The following is a 14,442-nucleotide window of genomic DNA, read 5'->3' as shown; positions in this document are numbered from 1 at the left end:
CTACTTCGACATTACTTAAATTGGTTTAAAAATTTCATGTCGTTTTCAAAGAACATACGTAAATCATTCACGCCATAACGAAGCATGGTTAAACGCTCAACCCCAAGACCGAAAGCAAAACCTGAATATTCTTTTGAATCAATTCCTGAGGCTTCAAATACTTTCGGATGAACCATTCCACAACCCATCACTTCCAGCCACTTAATACTGCCGTCCGCATTTCTGCCCCATTCAATATCAACTTCTGCAGATGGTTCAGTAAACGGGAAGTACGACGGACGAAATCGAACTTCTAAGTCTCGCTCGAAAAACACTCTCAGGAAGTCTTCAATCAAGCTTTTTAAGTCAGCAAAGCTGACATTTTTGTCCACATACAAACCTTCCACCTGATGGAACATCGGTGTATGCGTCATATCTGAATCGCAACGATAAACTCGGCCAGGGCAAATAATACGAATCGGCGGTTCGCTTGTTTCCATTGTACGAACCTGAACTGGCGATGTATGGGTTCTTAACAAGGTATTCGCATCAAAATAGAAAGTATCATGCATCGCTCTGGCAGGATGATGGCCAGGAATGTTTAACGCCTCAAAGTTATGGTAGTCATCTTCAATTTCAGGCCCCTGCTCCACCTGAAAGCCCACGTTTGCAAAAAACGATTCAATACGCTCCAGAGTTCGGGTTACCGGATGAATTGACCCTGGCGTTTGGCCTCGACCCGGTAAAGTAACATCAATGGTTTCGCTGGCCAGTTTAAGATTCAGTTCAGCAGTTTCCAGTTCATCTTTACGTGCATTAATTGCCGCCTGAACTTCCTGTTTGGCTTCGTTGATCTTTGCACCAGCTTTTGGGCGCTCCTCAGCACTTAAAGCACCCAAGCCTTTCAACAGCTGAGTCAGTTCGCCTTTTTTACCCAGATATTGCACACGAATCTGATCCAAAGCCTGAGCATTATCAGACTCTTTTACTGTATTTAACGCCGTCTCTACGAGTGGCTTCAAGTTCTCCATGAAAGGTTCCCGTTGCGAAAATAATTGACAACCGACAGTATTAAAATTGCCGAGAAAAATGACAGGTAATATTACCTGAGAAGTAGTAAAAATGGTACATAAGCCCAGTTAAAAACCTGAAATTCAGGCATAAAAAAAGAGGGCCTAAGCCCTCTTTTTAAAAGCAAACTCTAAGACTTACGCCAAAGCAGTTTTTGCCTTCTCAACTAACGCTGTGAAAGCGGCTTTATCATTAACAGCAAGATCAGCCAGGATCTTACGGTCAATCTCAACGCTGGACTTTTTAAGACCAGAGATGAAACGGCTATAAGACAAACCATTCAAACGCGCACCAGCGTTAATACGAGCAATCCATAGAGCACGGAATTGACGCTTACGCTGACGACGGTCACGGTATGCATATTGACCAGCTTTGATTACCGCTTGCTTAGCAACGCGAAATACACGACTACGAGCTCCGTAGTAACCTTTAGCTTGCTTTAAAATCTTCTTATGGCGACGACGCGCCTGAACACCACGTTTTACGCGAGGCATAACTTAAACCCTCTTACCAATCAATTTATCTTACGTAAGGAACCATACGCTGAACCAACTTCACATCTGACTTCTCAACCTGATGCTTTGGACGAAGCTGACGCTTACGCTTAGTACTCTTCTTAGTCAAAATATGACTGGTATGAGATTGACGGTGTTTAAAACCGTTTGCAGTCTTTTTAAAGCGCTTAGCTGCACCGCGCTTTGTCTTCATTTTAGGCATTTCTAAAACTCCGCATTCAGCATCTCTTTCAATACGCTAACCATTAACGCAAGAAAGGAGCTCAGTTAAATAAATCAATAGGCAAAAGCAAGCAAAGCCCGACCCTCAACAATAAAATTATTGAAGCCCAGGCTGTTACTTACGAAATTACTTATTTCTTCTTTTTGGGGGCCAAAACCATGGTCATTTGACGACCTTCCAGTTTCGGGCGCTGCTCGACGGTGCCGTAAACTTCGAGATCTTTTTCAAGTCTCGTCATCAACTGCATGCCGATGTCCTGGTGCGCCATTTCACGGCCTCGAAATCTTAACGAAATCTTAGCCTTATCCCCCTTCTCAAGGAAACGTATCAGGTTGCGTAGTTTTACCTGATAATCCCCTTCTTCAGTGCCAGGACGAAACTTCATTTCTTTAAGCTGCGTCTTAGTTTGCTTTTTCTTAGCCAACTTCTGACGCTGCTTATCTTCGTACACCTTTCTTCCGTAATCCATCACCTTACATACGATTGGATCACCGTCTGAAATCTGTACCAAATCCAATTCGGCTGATTTGGCTGCTTGTAGTGCTTCCTCTAAAGGTACTACCCCAACCTGATCGCCATCCGCTCCTATCAAACGAACTTCTGTTGCGCGAATATTCTCATTAATAGGAGTCTGATCTTTACCGCTACGTGCTTTTGGATTTCTAATTGCTATATCTCCAGTTATTGCTTACGTCCGCGCTCTGCTATTTTAGCATTCAGAAGATCTTCCAAGGCCGCAATCGACATTGTTCCAAGGTCTTCACCGTTTAGAGCACGCACCGCTACTTCTTCGTTTTCCATTTCCTTATCGCCTACAACAATCTGATAAGGAACTTTTTGTAGAGTATGTTCGCGAATTTTAAAGCCGATCTTCTCATTTCTCAAGTCCGCATTTACTCTAAATCCCTTCTCGGTCAGTTTTTTCGCAATATTTTCGACATATTCAGACTGTCTGCCCGTAATATTCATCAAAACAACCTGAACCGGCGCTAACCAAACCGGGAATTTACCTTCATAGTGCTCGATCAAAATACCAATAAATCGCTCGAACGAACCAAGAATAGCACGATGAAGCATAACCGGCGCTTTTCTTTCACCGTTTTCATCGACGTATTCAGCACCTAAACGCCCCGGCATTGAGAAATCGACCTGAATCGTACCACACTGCCATACCCGACCCAGACAGTCCTTCAGGGAGAATTCAATCTTAGGCCCGTAAAACGCACCTTCACCTGGCAACTCTTCCCAAGGTAAGTCCTTTGCATCCAAAGCATCGCCCAGCGCTTTTTCTGCTTTATCCCAAATTTCATCAGAGCCCACTCGATTTTCAGGACGAGTCGACAACTTATAAATCAGCTCTTCAAAACCAAAGTCGTCATAAACCTCATGCAAGAAATCAATAAACTCAGAAACCTCTTGCTGAATGGCATCTTCAGTAACAAAAATGTGCGCATCGTCCTGAACAAAACCTCGTACACGCATAATACCGTGCAACGCACCGGACGGCTCATTTCGATGACAACAACCGAATTCAGCCAAACGCAAAGGCAAATCCCGATAGCTTCTCAGCCCCTGATTATAAACCTGAACGTGACACGGACAGTTCATTGGCTTAATCGCATAATCACGACTTTCAGAACCCGTCGTGAACATATCCTCTTTAAATTTATCCCAGTGACCGGATTTCTCCCAAAGAGAACGATCCACCACCTGCGGTGTTTTAATTTCCTGATAACCTTTTTCACGTTGCTTTTGGCGCATGTACTGCTCTAAGCCCTGATACAGTGACCATCCCTTAGGATGCCAAAATACCATGCCCGGCGCCTCTTCCTGCATATGGAAAAGATCCAGCTTCTTCGCCAGTTTTCGGTGATCACGCTTTTCAGCTTCTTCAATGCGCTTTATATAAGCCTTCAGCTCTTTCTTATCCGCCCAAGCCGTCCCATAAATACGGGTTAACATCTTATTATTGCTGTCTGCACGCCAGTAAGCACCCGCCAACTTGGTTAACTGGAATGCCTTTAAGAAACGAGTATTCGGTACGTGCGGACCACGACACATATCCACATATTCTTCATGATGATAAAGACCCACTTGCTCAACTGACTCATCCAGCTGATCAATAATCTCCATCTTGTACGTTTCATTACGCGATTCAAACAGCGCTCGCGCCTCAGCGACGGGCGTCCACTTCTTAACAACATCGTAATTACTTGCTATCAGATCTTTCATACGCTTTTCAAGCGCAGCCATATCTTCTGGCGTAAAAGGCGCATCTGTTTCGATATCGTAATAAAAACCATCTTCAATAACAGGACCAATCGCCATCTTCACGTCCGGGCGAAGCTGCTTAATAGCATGACCAATCAAGTGAGCACAAGAATGACGAATAATTTCCACGCCCTCTTCATTCTTAGCTGTAATAATTGCAAGATCCGCATCATCAGAGATTAATTCACATGCGTCTTGTAGCTCACCATTAACACGACCAGCAATGGTTGCCTTGGCCAAACCAGGACCAATGTCCTCAGCCACTTGCATAATAGTTACAGCTTGATCAAAAGTACGCTGACTTCCGTCAGGAAGAGTAATAACAGGCATTATTTGTCCTCTCAGTGGTGGCCCCTACCAAAGGCCACATGATGTATGTAAAGAATTGATATATAAAAATAAGCAAGCAATGCTAAGAGTGCAGCAAACAGGTGTCAACCGAAAGATTAAAGTAAACGAAGATAAATAAGGACAACCGAGCATTGGGAAATTGGTAGTCCCGACCAGATTCGAACTGGTGACCTCTACCATGTCAAGGTAGCGCTCTAACCAACTGAGCTACGGGACTCCAAGCTCAACCACCAAAGAAAGTGATTGATAAGATGAGCACGGCATTATATGGAGATTTTTGATAAAAGCAACATCAAAACAACAAATTGCATTATTTTTTATTCCACAATCAATTCTTGTTTCAAGCGCACTATTTCATCACGCATTTTTGCTGCCTTTTCAAATTCGAGATTTTTGGCCGCTTTATACATTTCATCTTCTATTCGCACCAATTCCTTTTGTATTTCTGCAGGTGTCATGTGCTTAGGCTCAGAATCATACGCTGCTGCCTCTTCAGCAACTTTTCGTGATCGCTGCTTACCCTTTCCGCCAGGGACAGCGCCCTCCATAATGTCAGTAACAGATTTATTCAGCCCTTTCGGTGTAATTCCGTTTTCTTCATTAAAGGCTTCCTGCTTCGCTCTACGTCGCTGAGTCTCCCCAATCGCCCTTTCCATGGAGCCAGTAGTTCGATCCGCATACAAAATAGCTTTGCCATTTACATTTCGAGCCGCACGCCCAATGGTCTGGATCAGCGAGCGATCGGATCGTAAAAAACCCTCTTTATCTGCATCCAGGATTGCAACCAAGGACACCTCTGGCATATCAAGACCCTCTCTGAGCAAGTTGATTCCAACTAACACATCAAACTCACCCAGCCTTAAATCCCGAATAATCTCAACCCGCTCTACCGTATCAATATCCGAGTGCAGATAACGAACTCTAACCCCGTGATCCATCAAGTAGTCCGTCAAGTCTTCAGCCATTCGTTTGGTCAGCACCGTCGCCAAAACCCGCTCATCTTTTTGCACCGTCTTACGAATCTCCGACAACAAATCATCCACCTGCGTCGTTGCCGGACGTATTTCAATCTCGGGATCAAGCAAGCCGGTTGGTCTTACCACTTGCTCAACAATTTGAGAGGCGTGCTCCTCTTCATACTTGGAAGGCGTTGCAGAAACAAAAATCATTTGAGGCGCAATCTTTTCCCATTCATCAAAGCGCATCGGACGATTATCCAAAGCAGAAGGCAGTCGAAATCCATATTCAACCAGGGTTTCTTTTCGACTTCGATCCCCTTTATACATAGCGCCCAATTGCGGAACCGTCACATGAGACTCATCAATAAAAAGAACCGCTTCCGGCGGAATATAATCAAATAAAGTCGGAGGAGCATTCCCCGCCTCCCTTCCGGATAAATAGCGGGAGTAGTTTTCAATGCCAGTGCAATAACCCAACTCTTGCATCATTTCTAAATCATAACGCGTGCGTTGCTCAAGTCGCTGCGCCTCAACCAACTTATTATTATCCTTTAAATACTGAAGCCTTTCTTCCAACTCAACTTTAATATCTTCAATAGCGTCTAATATTTTTTCTCTTGGAGTAACGTAGTGGGTTTTCGGATAAACCGTAACTCGTGGAACCTTATTTAAAACCTCTCCCGTTAAAGGATCAAATATGCTCAGCTGTTCAATTTCATCATCAAATAATTCAATTCTTACGGCTTCTTTTTCTGATTCCGCTGGAAACACATCAATAACGTCCCCACGCACCCGATAAGTAGCTCTTCGAAAGTCAGCATCATTACGAGTATATTGAAGCTCTGCCAACCGTCGAATTATCTTCCGCTGATCTATTTGATCCCCTCGCACCAAATGCAACATCATCCCTAAATACGAATTAGGATCACCCAAACCATAAATCGAAGAAACAGTTGCAACAATAATGCAGTCTTTACGTTCCAATAACGCTTTCGTGGCAGATAACCGCATTTGCTCAATATGCTCATTTACCGAAGCATCTTTATCAATAAACGTATCCGAACTTGGAACATACGCCTCTGGTTGATAATAATCATAATAAGAAACAAAATATTCAACCGAGTTATTCGGGAAGAACTCTTTAAATTCGCCATACAACTGAGCTGCCAGTGTTTTATTGTGCGCCAAAACAATGGCCGGTCGCTGTAGCTCACCGATGACATTCGCCATTGTGAAGGTTTTACCAGAGCCAGTTACCCCCAGAAGCGTTTGATGCACCAGCCCGGACTGGACACCTTCAACCAGGGATTTTATCGCCTGCGGCTGATCACCTGCCGGCTGATACTTAGAAAAAACCTCTAAAGGCTTAACTTTTGGGGATAATTGGACGATTTCAGACATAGACTTCTATTCACGGTTAGGCAATTTTACTGTATTATTCTGCGGGTTTATCTGCGATGTGGCAATATTAAAACTGCCAAATGCCACTTCTGCATAGCATTCATACACTCGGCCTTTCAAGAGGATTTAAGATTGGACGTACAACTGTCTGACCGCGTACAACAAATCAAGCCTTCACCAACGCTTGCTGTCACTAACCGTGCTGCAGAATTACGAGCAGAAGGTAAAGACATTATCGGCCTTGGTGCCGGCGAGCCTGATTTCGACACACCGGATCACATTAAACAGGCTGCCATTACTGCACTACAAAATGGTTACACTAAATATACGGCGGTAGACGGCACCCCCTCTTTGAAACAAGCGATTATTAAAAAGTTCCAAAGAGACAACAATCTTTCGTATGAACCAAATCAGATTTTAGTTTCCTGTGGTGGCAAGCAAAGCTTTTTCAACCTGGCTTTAGCTCTACTTAACAAGGGCGACGAAGTCATTATTCCTGCGCCTTACTGGGTTTCCTACCCTGACATGGTCACTATGGCAGAAGGCACACCTGTTGCAATCGAAACAACCATTGAGTCTCGTTTCAAAATAACGCCGCAACAGCTAGAAGCAGCCATTACAGACAAAACCAGATTATTTGTTATTAACAGCCCATCAAATCCTTCGGGGGTGGCGTATACTAAAGCCGAATTTAAAGCTTTGGCAGATGTATTACTTAAACACCCTAATATCTTAATTGCCACCGATGACATGTATGAACACATCATGTGGAACGAAGAAGGGTTTAATAACATTCTGGATGTTTGCCCTGAATTATATGACCGCACGATCGTATTAAATGGCGTATCTAAAGCATACTCCATGACAGGCTGGCGCATTGGTTATGCCGGAGGCCCGGCAAAGCTCATCGGCGCAATGAAGAAGATTCAGTCTCAAAGCACATCTAATCCAACCTCAATCGCGCAATACGCTGCCGAAGCTGCAATTAATGGCGATCAGGAGTGCGTTGCACAAATGGTCACCGAGTTTAAGAAACGTCACGACTATATGGTCAGCGCCTTAAACGACATTAAAGGCATTCACTGCATTCCAGGCGACGGTACTTTCTACGTATTCCCAAGCGCCCAGGAAATCATAACTAAATCAGATAAGTTCAATAACGACCTCGACTTTGCTGAATACCTACTCAATGAAGCAGGCGTAGCAGTCGTTCCTGGCTCAGCATTTGGTAGCCCTGGCAACATGCGCTTGTCGTTTGCCACCAGCATGGAAGTACTTGAAGACGCCGTCAGCCGAATCAAAAAAGCAATTGAAGCACTTTAATTCGCACCTCACATCCTAAAAACGAGCCCTTGGGCTCGTTTTTTACCTAAACATACCTTTCTCTTTTCAATACTTAATATTTTCTAGCCCAGATCAATATCCAAGCTAAACTGAATTAGTTTCCATTCAAAGCATAATAAATTCCCGCCCTGACAATATAAAATGAAACTTCTAACAATTAATTTGTAAAGAAGTCTAAAGACAACCATATAAAAGCCACATATATTCGCATTATTTTTTTGATTAGCTATAATCACAAAACAAACTAAAACACCAAAGGTTATTAAAAAACATGTCCATTAACTTTAATGATTATAGTCTTGAAGATCTAAAAGCCTTACAAAACGATTTAGAAAAAACCATTAAAGATAAGGCAAAGGAAGCTAAGAAAACGGCGCTGCAACAAATTCACAACATTGCTAATGAGCACGGTTTGGATTTAGATGATGTCCTGGACGGACTCAAAAACCCATCAAAGAAAAAATCCAAAGTTGCGCCTAAATACCAGAATCCAGATAACTCAGCTGAGACATGGACAGGTCGCGGCAGAAAACCGAAGTGGGTAGAAAAGGCACTAAACTCAGGAAAGAGCTTAGACGATATCAGTATTTAATTTAGCGATATTTAAATACTAAAAAAGGGGCTTTAGAAAATCTAAAGCCCCTTTTTCATTCTTACAAAAACTTATTAACGAAAATCCTCAGGTCTAGGCTCTTCATAATCACCTTCGATTTCACCCTCTTCCGTTTCCGGTTTAGGCGGCGGAATCATATCCTCTCTGGTAATATTCTGAGCAAGCAACATAGTACCCGCAACATAAACAGAAGAGTAGGTACCAATAACCACACCCACCAGCAAAGCTAATGAGAACCCTTCCAGGCTTGTTCCACCAAAAATATACAGCGCCAACAGCACCAGCAAGGTAGTTAAAGAGGTCATCAATGTACGACCCAGAGTTTCATTCAAAGACTGGTTAATTATGTCGATCGACGAATCAATCCGGACAATTCTGAAATTCTCTCGAATACGATCCGAAACTACAATCGTATCGTTCAACGAATAACCAATAACCGCCAAAATCGCTCCTAGCACAGTTAAGTCAAAATCAAGTTGAAGCAGCGAGAAAAACCCAAGAACAATAATCACATCATGAGCCAACGCAAAGACAGCACCGACAGAGAACTTATATTGGAAACGAACAGCAACGTACGCCATCACAACCAACAGAGCAAACAGCATACCTAAGCCACCTCGCTCCCTAAGCTCCTCTCCTACCTGAGGCCCTACGTACTCAGTTCGCCGTAAAACGATATGAGAATCCGAGCCAGACTCAAGCGCCTCAAGAACCTCTTCTCCTAGCCCAGGCTTATCACTTTGCATACGAATCAAAACATCATTCGGCTTACCAAAGGTCTGAACTACAACGTTTTTATATTCGGCCGCATCCAACTGCTTACGAATATCCGACAACTCCGGTACGGTGTCATACTCAACCTCAATTAATGTCCCCCCAGTAAAATCAAGGCCAAACTTAAGACCATTAATTGATAGCGAGGCAATAGAGCCTATTAATAGAATAAGGGAAATAAGCGTCGCAAATTTGCGTCGCCCCATAAAGTCGATTTGGATATCAGATAATGCCATGGCTTATACGCCTCCTATCGACAAAGTTTTAATATTTCTTCCGCCATAAATTAAGTTAATGACGCCTCGAGTCAGCATAATCGCTGTAAACATAGAAGTGGTAATACCCACCATAAGAGTGACGGCAAACCCTTTAACAGGGCCGGTACCAACCGCAAACAAAATCACAGCAACAATCAAGGTCGTTAAGTTTGCATCAAAAATAGTGACAAATGCTCGCTCGTAACCCGCATGAATTGCAGATTGTGGAGGCGCGCCATTTTTTAATTCCTCTCGTATGCGAGAAAAAATCAACACATTAGCATCAACCGCCATACCGACAGTCAAAACAATACCGGCAATGCCCGGAAGTGTTAACGTAGCTGACATCAAAGACATGACCGCAACCAAGATGACCAGATTCAAGATCAACGCCATGTTAGCAACCACACCAAAGACTCGATAGAAAAGAATCATAAAGACAAGGACAAGCGCCAAACCAATCTGTACTGACGTCACACCAAGATCAATATTCTCTTGGCCCAAGCTCGGCCCTACAGTTCTTTCTTCTACAAAATAAATAGGCGCGGCTAGCGAACCAGCTCTTAATAGAAGTGATAAATTTGAAGCTTCCTGAGGGCTGTCCAAACCAGTAATACGGAAACTGTTACCTAACGGACTTTGAATCGTAGCAAGACTAATAATGCCCTGCTGAGAGTACTTATGACGCTCTTCAACGATTTCACCATCGACAATTTTATTAACCTTTCTTGTTTTGTGCTCAATAAAGATCACCGCCATCTTGCGACCCACAGCTTTACGAGTCACACGATGCATTAACTTACCACCACTCGCATCCAAAGAAATATTCACCTGCGGCAAACCATTTTCATCAAAGCCAAGAGAAGCCGTTGAAACACTTTGCCCAGTTAAAATAATATCTTTTTCAATATTAGCGCGACGGTTAGGGTTATCCCTAAAACTAAACGACTGGCGTTGAGTGATAGAAGCATCAGGTAAAGCCTCTAAACGAAATTGCAACTCCGCAGTAGAACCCAACACTTCTTTAGCAGCGGCCGTATCCTGCACACCCGGCAACTGAACAACAATTCGATCCTGACCCTGACGCTGAACCAATGGCTCAGCTACACCTAGTTCGTTCACTCGATTTCGCAACGTCGTTAAGTTTTGACTGATTGCATAATCTTTAATTTCTTTAACTTTCGCATCCGTCAAAGACAAATTGAGGTAGAAGTATTGATCATCTTCTTTTTCGGTAGCGACAAAGTCCTGATATTCTTTTCTTAAGAAGTCACGACCGGCTTCTCGATCAACGTCTTTACGAAAGGTCAGCTCGAGATCATTGCCTTTCAGTTCAACACGGCGATACCTAATATCTTCTGTGCGAAGTAAACGCTTGACCTCACCCGCATAAACCTCCATTCGCTGAGTAATGGCTTTCTCCATATCCACTTCCAGTAAGAAATGAACGCCACCACGCAAGTCCAACCCTAACTTCATTGGATTTGCACCCAGAGAAGACAACCACTCAGGTGTCGTAGGAGCCATGTTTAAGGCAACCGTAAAGTCCTGACCCAAAACACCTTCAATTAATGGCTTAGCCTTGATCTGATCCGAACCAGACTTGAATCGAAACAATGCCTTTTGGTCTTCGCTTTCCTCTTTAAGAACCTCAATATCTGCTTTCGCCAACACATCGCGAATTTCAGTTAATTTTGAAGCACTTAAAGCACCGCTACTTCTCGTTTCCGAGATTTGAACCGCTGGGTCTTCAGGGTACATATTAGGCGCGGCGTAAATACAGCCAACAACCACAACCGCTAATATGACCAGATATTTCCATAAGGGATATCGATTTAGCATTTTCGTGCCTTACTTTCATCCTGAATGAGAGCACGAACGCCCTCAATCTAAATACAACAACGACTGGATAAATCCAGCCGTGTCAGTTTATTGTTATTGAAGTTTGCTTAGTTAATAACAACCCACAACAAACCTACTTAACGGACTTAATGGTGCCTTTTGGAAGAACTGCAGTGATTGCAACCTTCTGAACTTTAATTTCAGTACCTTCAGCAATATCCAAAGCCACATAATCATCAGTTACCGCAGTAATCTTACCAAGCATGCCACCACTTGTAGCGACCTCGTCACCCTTGCCAAGGTTGCCAATCAACTCACGATGCTCTTTTGCTCTTTTAGACTGAGGGCGCCACAAAAGAAAATAAAAGATAAGAACAAAGCCACCCAACATTACCAACTGACCAATAGCGCTTGGGCCTGCAGGTGCCGCCGCTGCGCCGGCATCCGCTACTGCTTGAGAGATAAAAAAGCTCACTGATTAACTCCTAATTTAAATAAATTTAATAATCGTTTGAAATCTTAACTTTCTTTATTTTCCAACGAAGGCACTTCCATACCCCGCTTTTGATAAAACTCTTCAATAAACTGCTCGAATGAGCCTTCTTCAAGCGCACTACGAATACCAGCCATAAGTCGCTGATAATACCTTAAATTGTGTATTGTGTTTAGCTGCGCGCCCAGCATTTCCTGACATTTATCAAGATGATGTAAATACGCTCTCGAAAAATTCTGGCAGGTATAACAATCACATTCACTGTCCAGCGTACTTGTATCATGACGGTGCTTAGCATTTCGAATCTTAATAACACCTTCCGTCGTAAACAGATGACCGTTTCGGGCATTGCGAGTTGGCATAACGCAATCAAACATATCTACCCCACGTCGAACACCCTCCACCAGGTCTTCAGGCTTACCAACCCCCATCAAATACCTTGGCTTATCCTCTGGCATTTTATGCGCTAAATATGACAAAACCTTCATCATTTCATCTTTAGGCTCACCAACCGACAGACCACCAATTGCATAGCCATCAAAGCCAATGTTTGTCAGCCCTTCCAGTGATACATCGCGCAAGTGCTCATACATCCCCCCCTGAATAATCCCAAACAGAGCGGAAGGGTTATCTCCATGCGCATCTTTACTGCGCTTCGCCCAACGCATAGATAACTCCATCGATTCTTTCGCCTGTTCTTCCGTCGCAGGGTAAGGCGTGCACTCATCAAAAATCATAACAACATCAGAACCCAGCTCCCGCTGAACTTCCATAGAGCGCTCTGGCGTCAACTCGACCTTACTTCCATTAATCGGCGATTTAAAAGTCACACCCTCTTCAGTAATTTTCCGCATTTCCCCCAAACTAAAAACCTGGAAGCCGCCAGAATCCGTCAGAATAGGTTTATCCCACTGAATAAAATCATGAAGCGTGCCGTGCTCTTTCACCACTTCCGTACCTGGACGCAACATCAAATGAAAAGTATTACCTAAAATGATATCTGCACCTATCTCCTCGATATCACGAGGAAGCATCCCCTTCACTGTGCCGTATGTCCCAACAGGCATAAACGCCGGCGTCTCCACCGAACCACGAGGAAAATCCAATCTTCCCCTACGGGCTTTACCTTCTGTATTGCTCACAGAAAAAGACATAAAACACTTTCGAGACACAATGACTCCATTTAATTTTGATGTTTATAGTTAATTGTGATGATTTAGAAAATTACAAGGCACACACGTCACTTTTGACGCATTAAGAACATCGCATCGCCATAACTAAAAAAACGGTATCGCTCTTTTACCGCCTCATCGTAAGCAAACATTATATTTTCATAACCGGCGAATGCAGAAACCAACATAATCAAAGTCGATTCAGGCAGATGGAAATTAGTCACCATGGCATCCACCAAGTTCCACTGGTAACCCGGATAGATAAAAATATCCGTCTCACCAAAATAAGGTGCGATCTGTGAGTTTGGTAAAGTGCTTTTCCAACAAGCCGATTCAAGACTTCTCACGGATGTAGTGCCAACCGCAATCACCCTGCCACCCCGAGCCTTGCAGTCGATCACTTGCTGACACAAAACCTCATCAACTTCAATGTATTCGGAATGCATGACATGATCATCAACATGATCAACCTTAACGGGCTGAAACGTTCCCGCCCCCACATGAAGCGTCACATAACCGAACTCGACCCCCTTATCAGACAACTTTTCTAATAAATCCTGATCAAAGTGCAGCCCTGCCGTCGGCGCTGCAACAGCACCTGGTTTTTCAGCATAGACAGTCTGATACCTTTCACGATCCTCTAACTGATCTTCTCGCTCCATATAAGGAGGCAAAGGCATATGACCTAACGCTTCCAAAGCATCGAGAACACTCACCCCTTGATCGTCGAATTGAAGCTTAAAAAGAGCACCTTCACGACCAGTCACTTCAATCCACTGCTGACCCTCTAATAATATCCTTGCACCTGCTTTTGGTGAGCGATTGGATCTGACATGCGCCAACACATTCCGATCATCAATAACACGCTCCACCAAAACCTCAATCTTTCCTCCGGACTCTTTTTGACCAAACAAGCGAGCAGGTATTACTTTGGTATTATTAAATACCAATAAATCACCAGGATTTAACAGCTGCTCTATATCAGTAAAATTTCCATGAACACACTGACCACTTTCAGTATCCAACTGAAGCAAACGAGAAGCACTTCTTTGTTTAAGCGGCTGACTGGCGATTAACTCTTTGGGTAAATCAAAATGAAACTTCGAAACTTCCATAGACAGGACTACAAGCAGAAATAAAATTGACGCAATTCTAACGACAAAGACAAGAAATCTCT

At 43.5% G+C, this 14,442-nt stretch carries 13 protein-coding genes and 1 tRNA gene; 2 read left to right on the top strand and 12 right to left on the bottom strand.

Translation table 11 applies throughout. The features are described from left to right. Positions 1–11: 11 nt before the first annotated feature. From pheS to uvrB, 7 genes are all read right to left on the bottom strand, one after another. Complete coding sequence (pheS, locus tag ABD744_RS01035) at positions 12–1,010, bottom strand: phenylalanine--tRNA ligase subunit alpha (protein WP_344794540.1); 999 nt, start codon at positions 1,008–1,010, stop codon at positions 12–14. Between the two features lie 177 nt (positions 1,011–1,187). Beyond that, positions 1,188–1,544 carry a 50S ribosomal protein L20 gene (rplT, locus tag ABD744_RS01030; RefSeq protein WP_344794538.1) on the bottom strand — a complete coding sequence of 119 codons (357 nt, stop codon included), beginning with the start codon at positions 1,542–1,544 and terminating at the stop codon, positions 1,188–1,190. Between the two features lie 25 nt (positions 1,545–1,569). Then, positions 1,570–1,767, bottom strand: a complete 198-nt coding sequence (gene rpmI, locus ABD744_RS01025) for a 50S ribosomal protein L35 (protein WP_344794536.1) — start codon at positions 1,765–1,767, stop codon at positions 1,570–1,572. A gap of 151 nt (positions 1,768–1,918) precedes the next feature. Further along, positions 1,919–2,413, bottom strand: coding sequence for a translation initiation factor IF-3 (infC, locus tag ABD744_RS01020; protein WP_425562106.1), 495 nt, complete (start codon positions 2,411–2,413; stop codon positions 1,919–1,921). Between the two features lie 56 nt (positions 2,414–2,469). Next, positions 2,470–4,389, bottom strand: coding sequence for a threonine--tRNA ligase (thrS, locus tag ABD744_RS01015; RefSeq protein WP_344794534.1), 1,920 nt, complete (start codon positions 4,387–4,389; stop codon positions 2,470–2,472). A gap of 161 nt (positions 4,390–4,550) precedes the next feature. Next, positions 4,551–4,627 (bottom strand) — tRNA-Val (locus ABD744_RS01010). A 100-nt stretch (positions 4,628–4,727) separates the two neighbouring features. After that, entirely contained in the window at positions 4,728–6,770 is a 2,043-nt protein-coding gene (uvrB, locus tag ABD744_RS01005) for an excinuclease ABC subunit UvrB (protein WP_344794532.1), read from the bottom strand. A gap of 132 nt (positions 6,771–6,902) precedes the next feature. On the opposite strand from uvrB, the gene ABD744_RS01000 reads away from it, so the two are divergent. Together ABD744_RS01000 and ABD744_RS00995 are read left to right on the top strand one after the other, a co-directional pair. After that, a complete protein-coding gene (locus ABD744_RS01000) occupies positions 6,903–8,093 on the top strand; it encodes a pyridoxal phosphate-dependent aminotransferase (RefSeq protein ID WP_344794530.1) in 1,191 nt (396 codons plus the stop codon). Between the two features lie 292 nt (positions 8,094–8,385). Further along, positions 8,386–8,706: an H-NS histone family protein gene (locus tag ABD744_RS00995; protein ID WP_344794528.1), complete on the top strand. Its 321-nt coding sequence runs from the start codon at positions 8,386–8,388 to the stop codon at positions 8,704–8,706. Between the two features lie 74 nt (positions 8,707–8,780). On the opposite strand, the gene secF is transcribed toward ABD744_RS00995, so the two are convergent. The 5 genes from secF to queA form a co-directional block, all read right to left on the bottom strand. Next, entirely contained in the window at positions 8,781–9,737 is a 957-nt protein-coding gene (gene secF, locus ABD744_RS00990; RefSeq protein ID WP_344794526.1) for a protein translocase subunit SecF, read from the bottom strand. A gap of 3 nt (positions 9,738–9,740) precedes the next feature. Beyond that, positions 9,741–11,600 carry a protein translocase subunit SecD gene (gene secD, locus ABD744_RS00985; protein WP_344794524.1) on the bottom strand — a complete coding sequence of 620 codons (1,860 nt, stop codon included), beginning with the start codon at positions 11,598–11,600 and terminating at the stop codon, positions 9,741–9,743. A 133-nt stretch (positions 11,601–11,733) separates the two neighbouring features. Further along, entirely contained in the window at positions 11,734–12,075 is a 342-nt protein-coding gene (yajC, locus tag ABD744_RS00980; RefSeq protein ID WP_425562105.1) for a preprotein translocase subunit YajC, read from the bottom strand. 44 nt (positions 12,076–12,119) lie between these two features. After that, entirely contained in the window at positions 12,120–13,247 is a 1,128-nt protein-coding gene (tgt, locus tag ABD744_RS00975; protein WP_344794522.1) for a tRNA guanosine(34) transglycosylase Tgt, read from the bottom strand. An 86-nt stretch (positions 13,248–13,333) separates the two neighbouring features. After that, positions 13,334–14,380, bottom strand: a complete 1,047-nt coding sequence (gene queA, locus ABD744_RS00970) for a tRNA preQ1(34) S-adenosylmethionine ribosyltransferase-isomerase QueA (RefSeq protein ID WP_344794520.1) — start codon at positions 14,378–14,380, stop codon at positions 13,334–13,336. Positions 14,381–14,442: the final 62 nt, after the last annotated feature.

Source organism: Litoribacillus peritrichatus (genome assembly GCF_039537985.1).
Taxonomy (GTDB): Bacteria; Pseudomonadota; Gammaproteobacteria; order Pseudomonadales; family Litoribrevibacteraceae; genus Litoribacillus; species Litoribacillus peritrichatus.
This window is presented reverse-complemented; position numbering and strand designations above follow the sequence as displayed.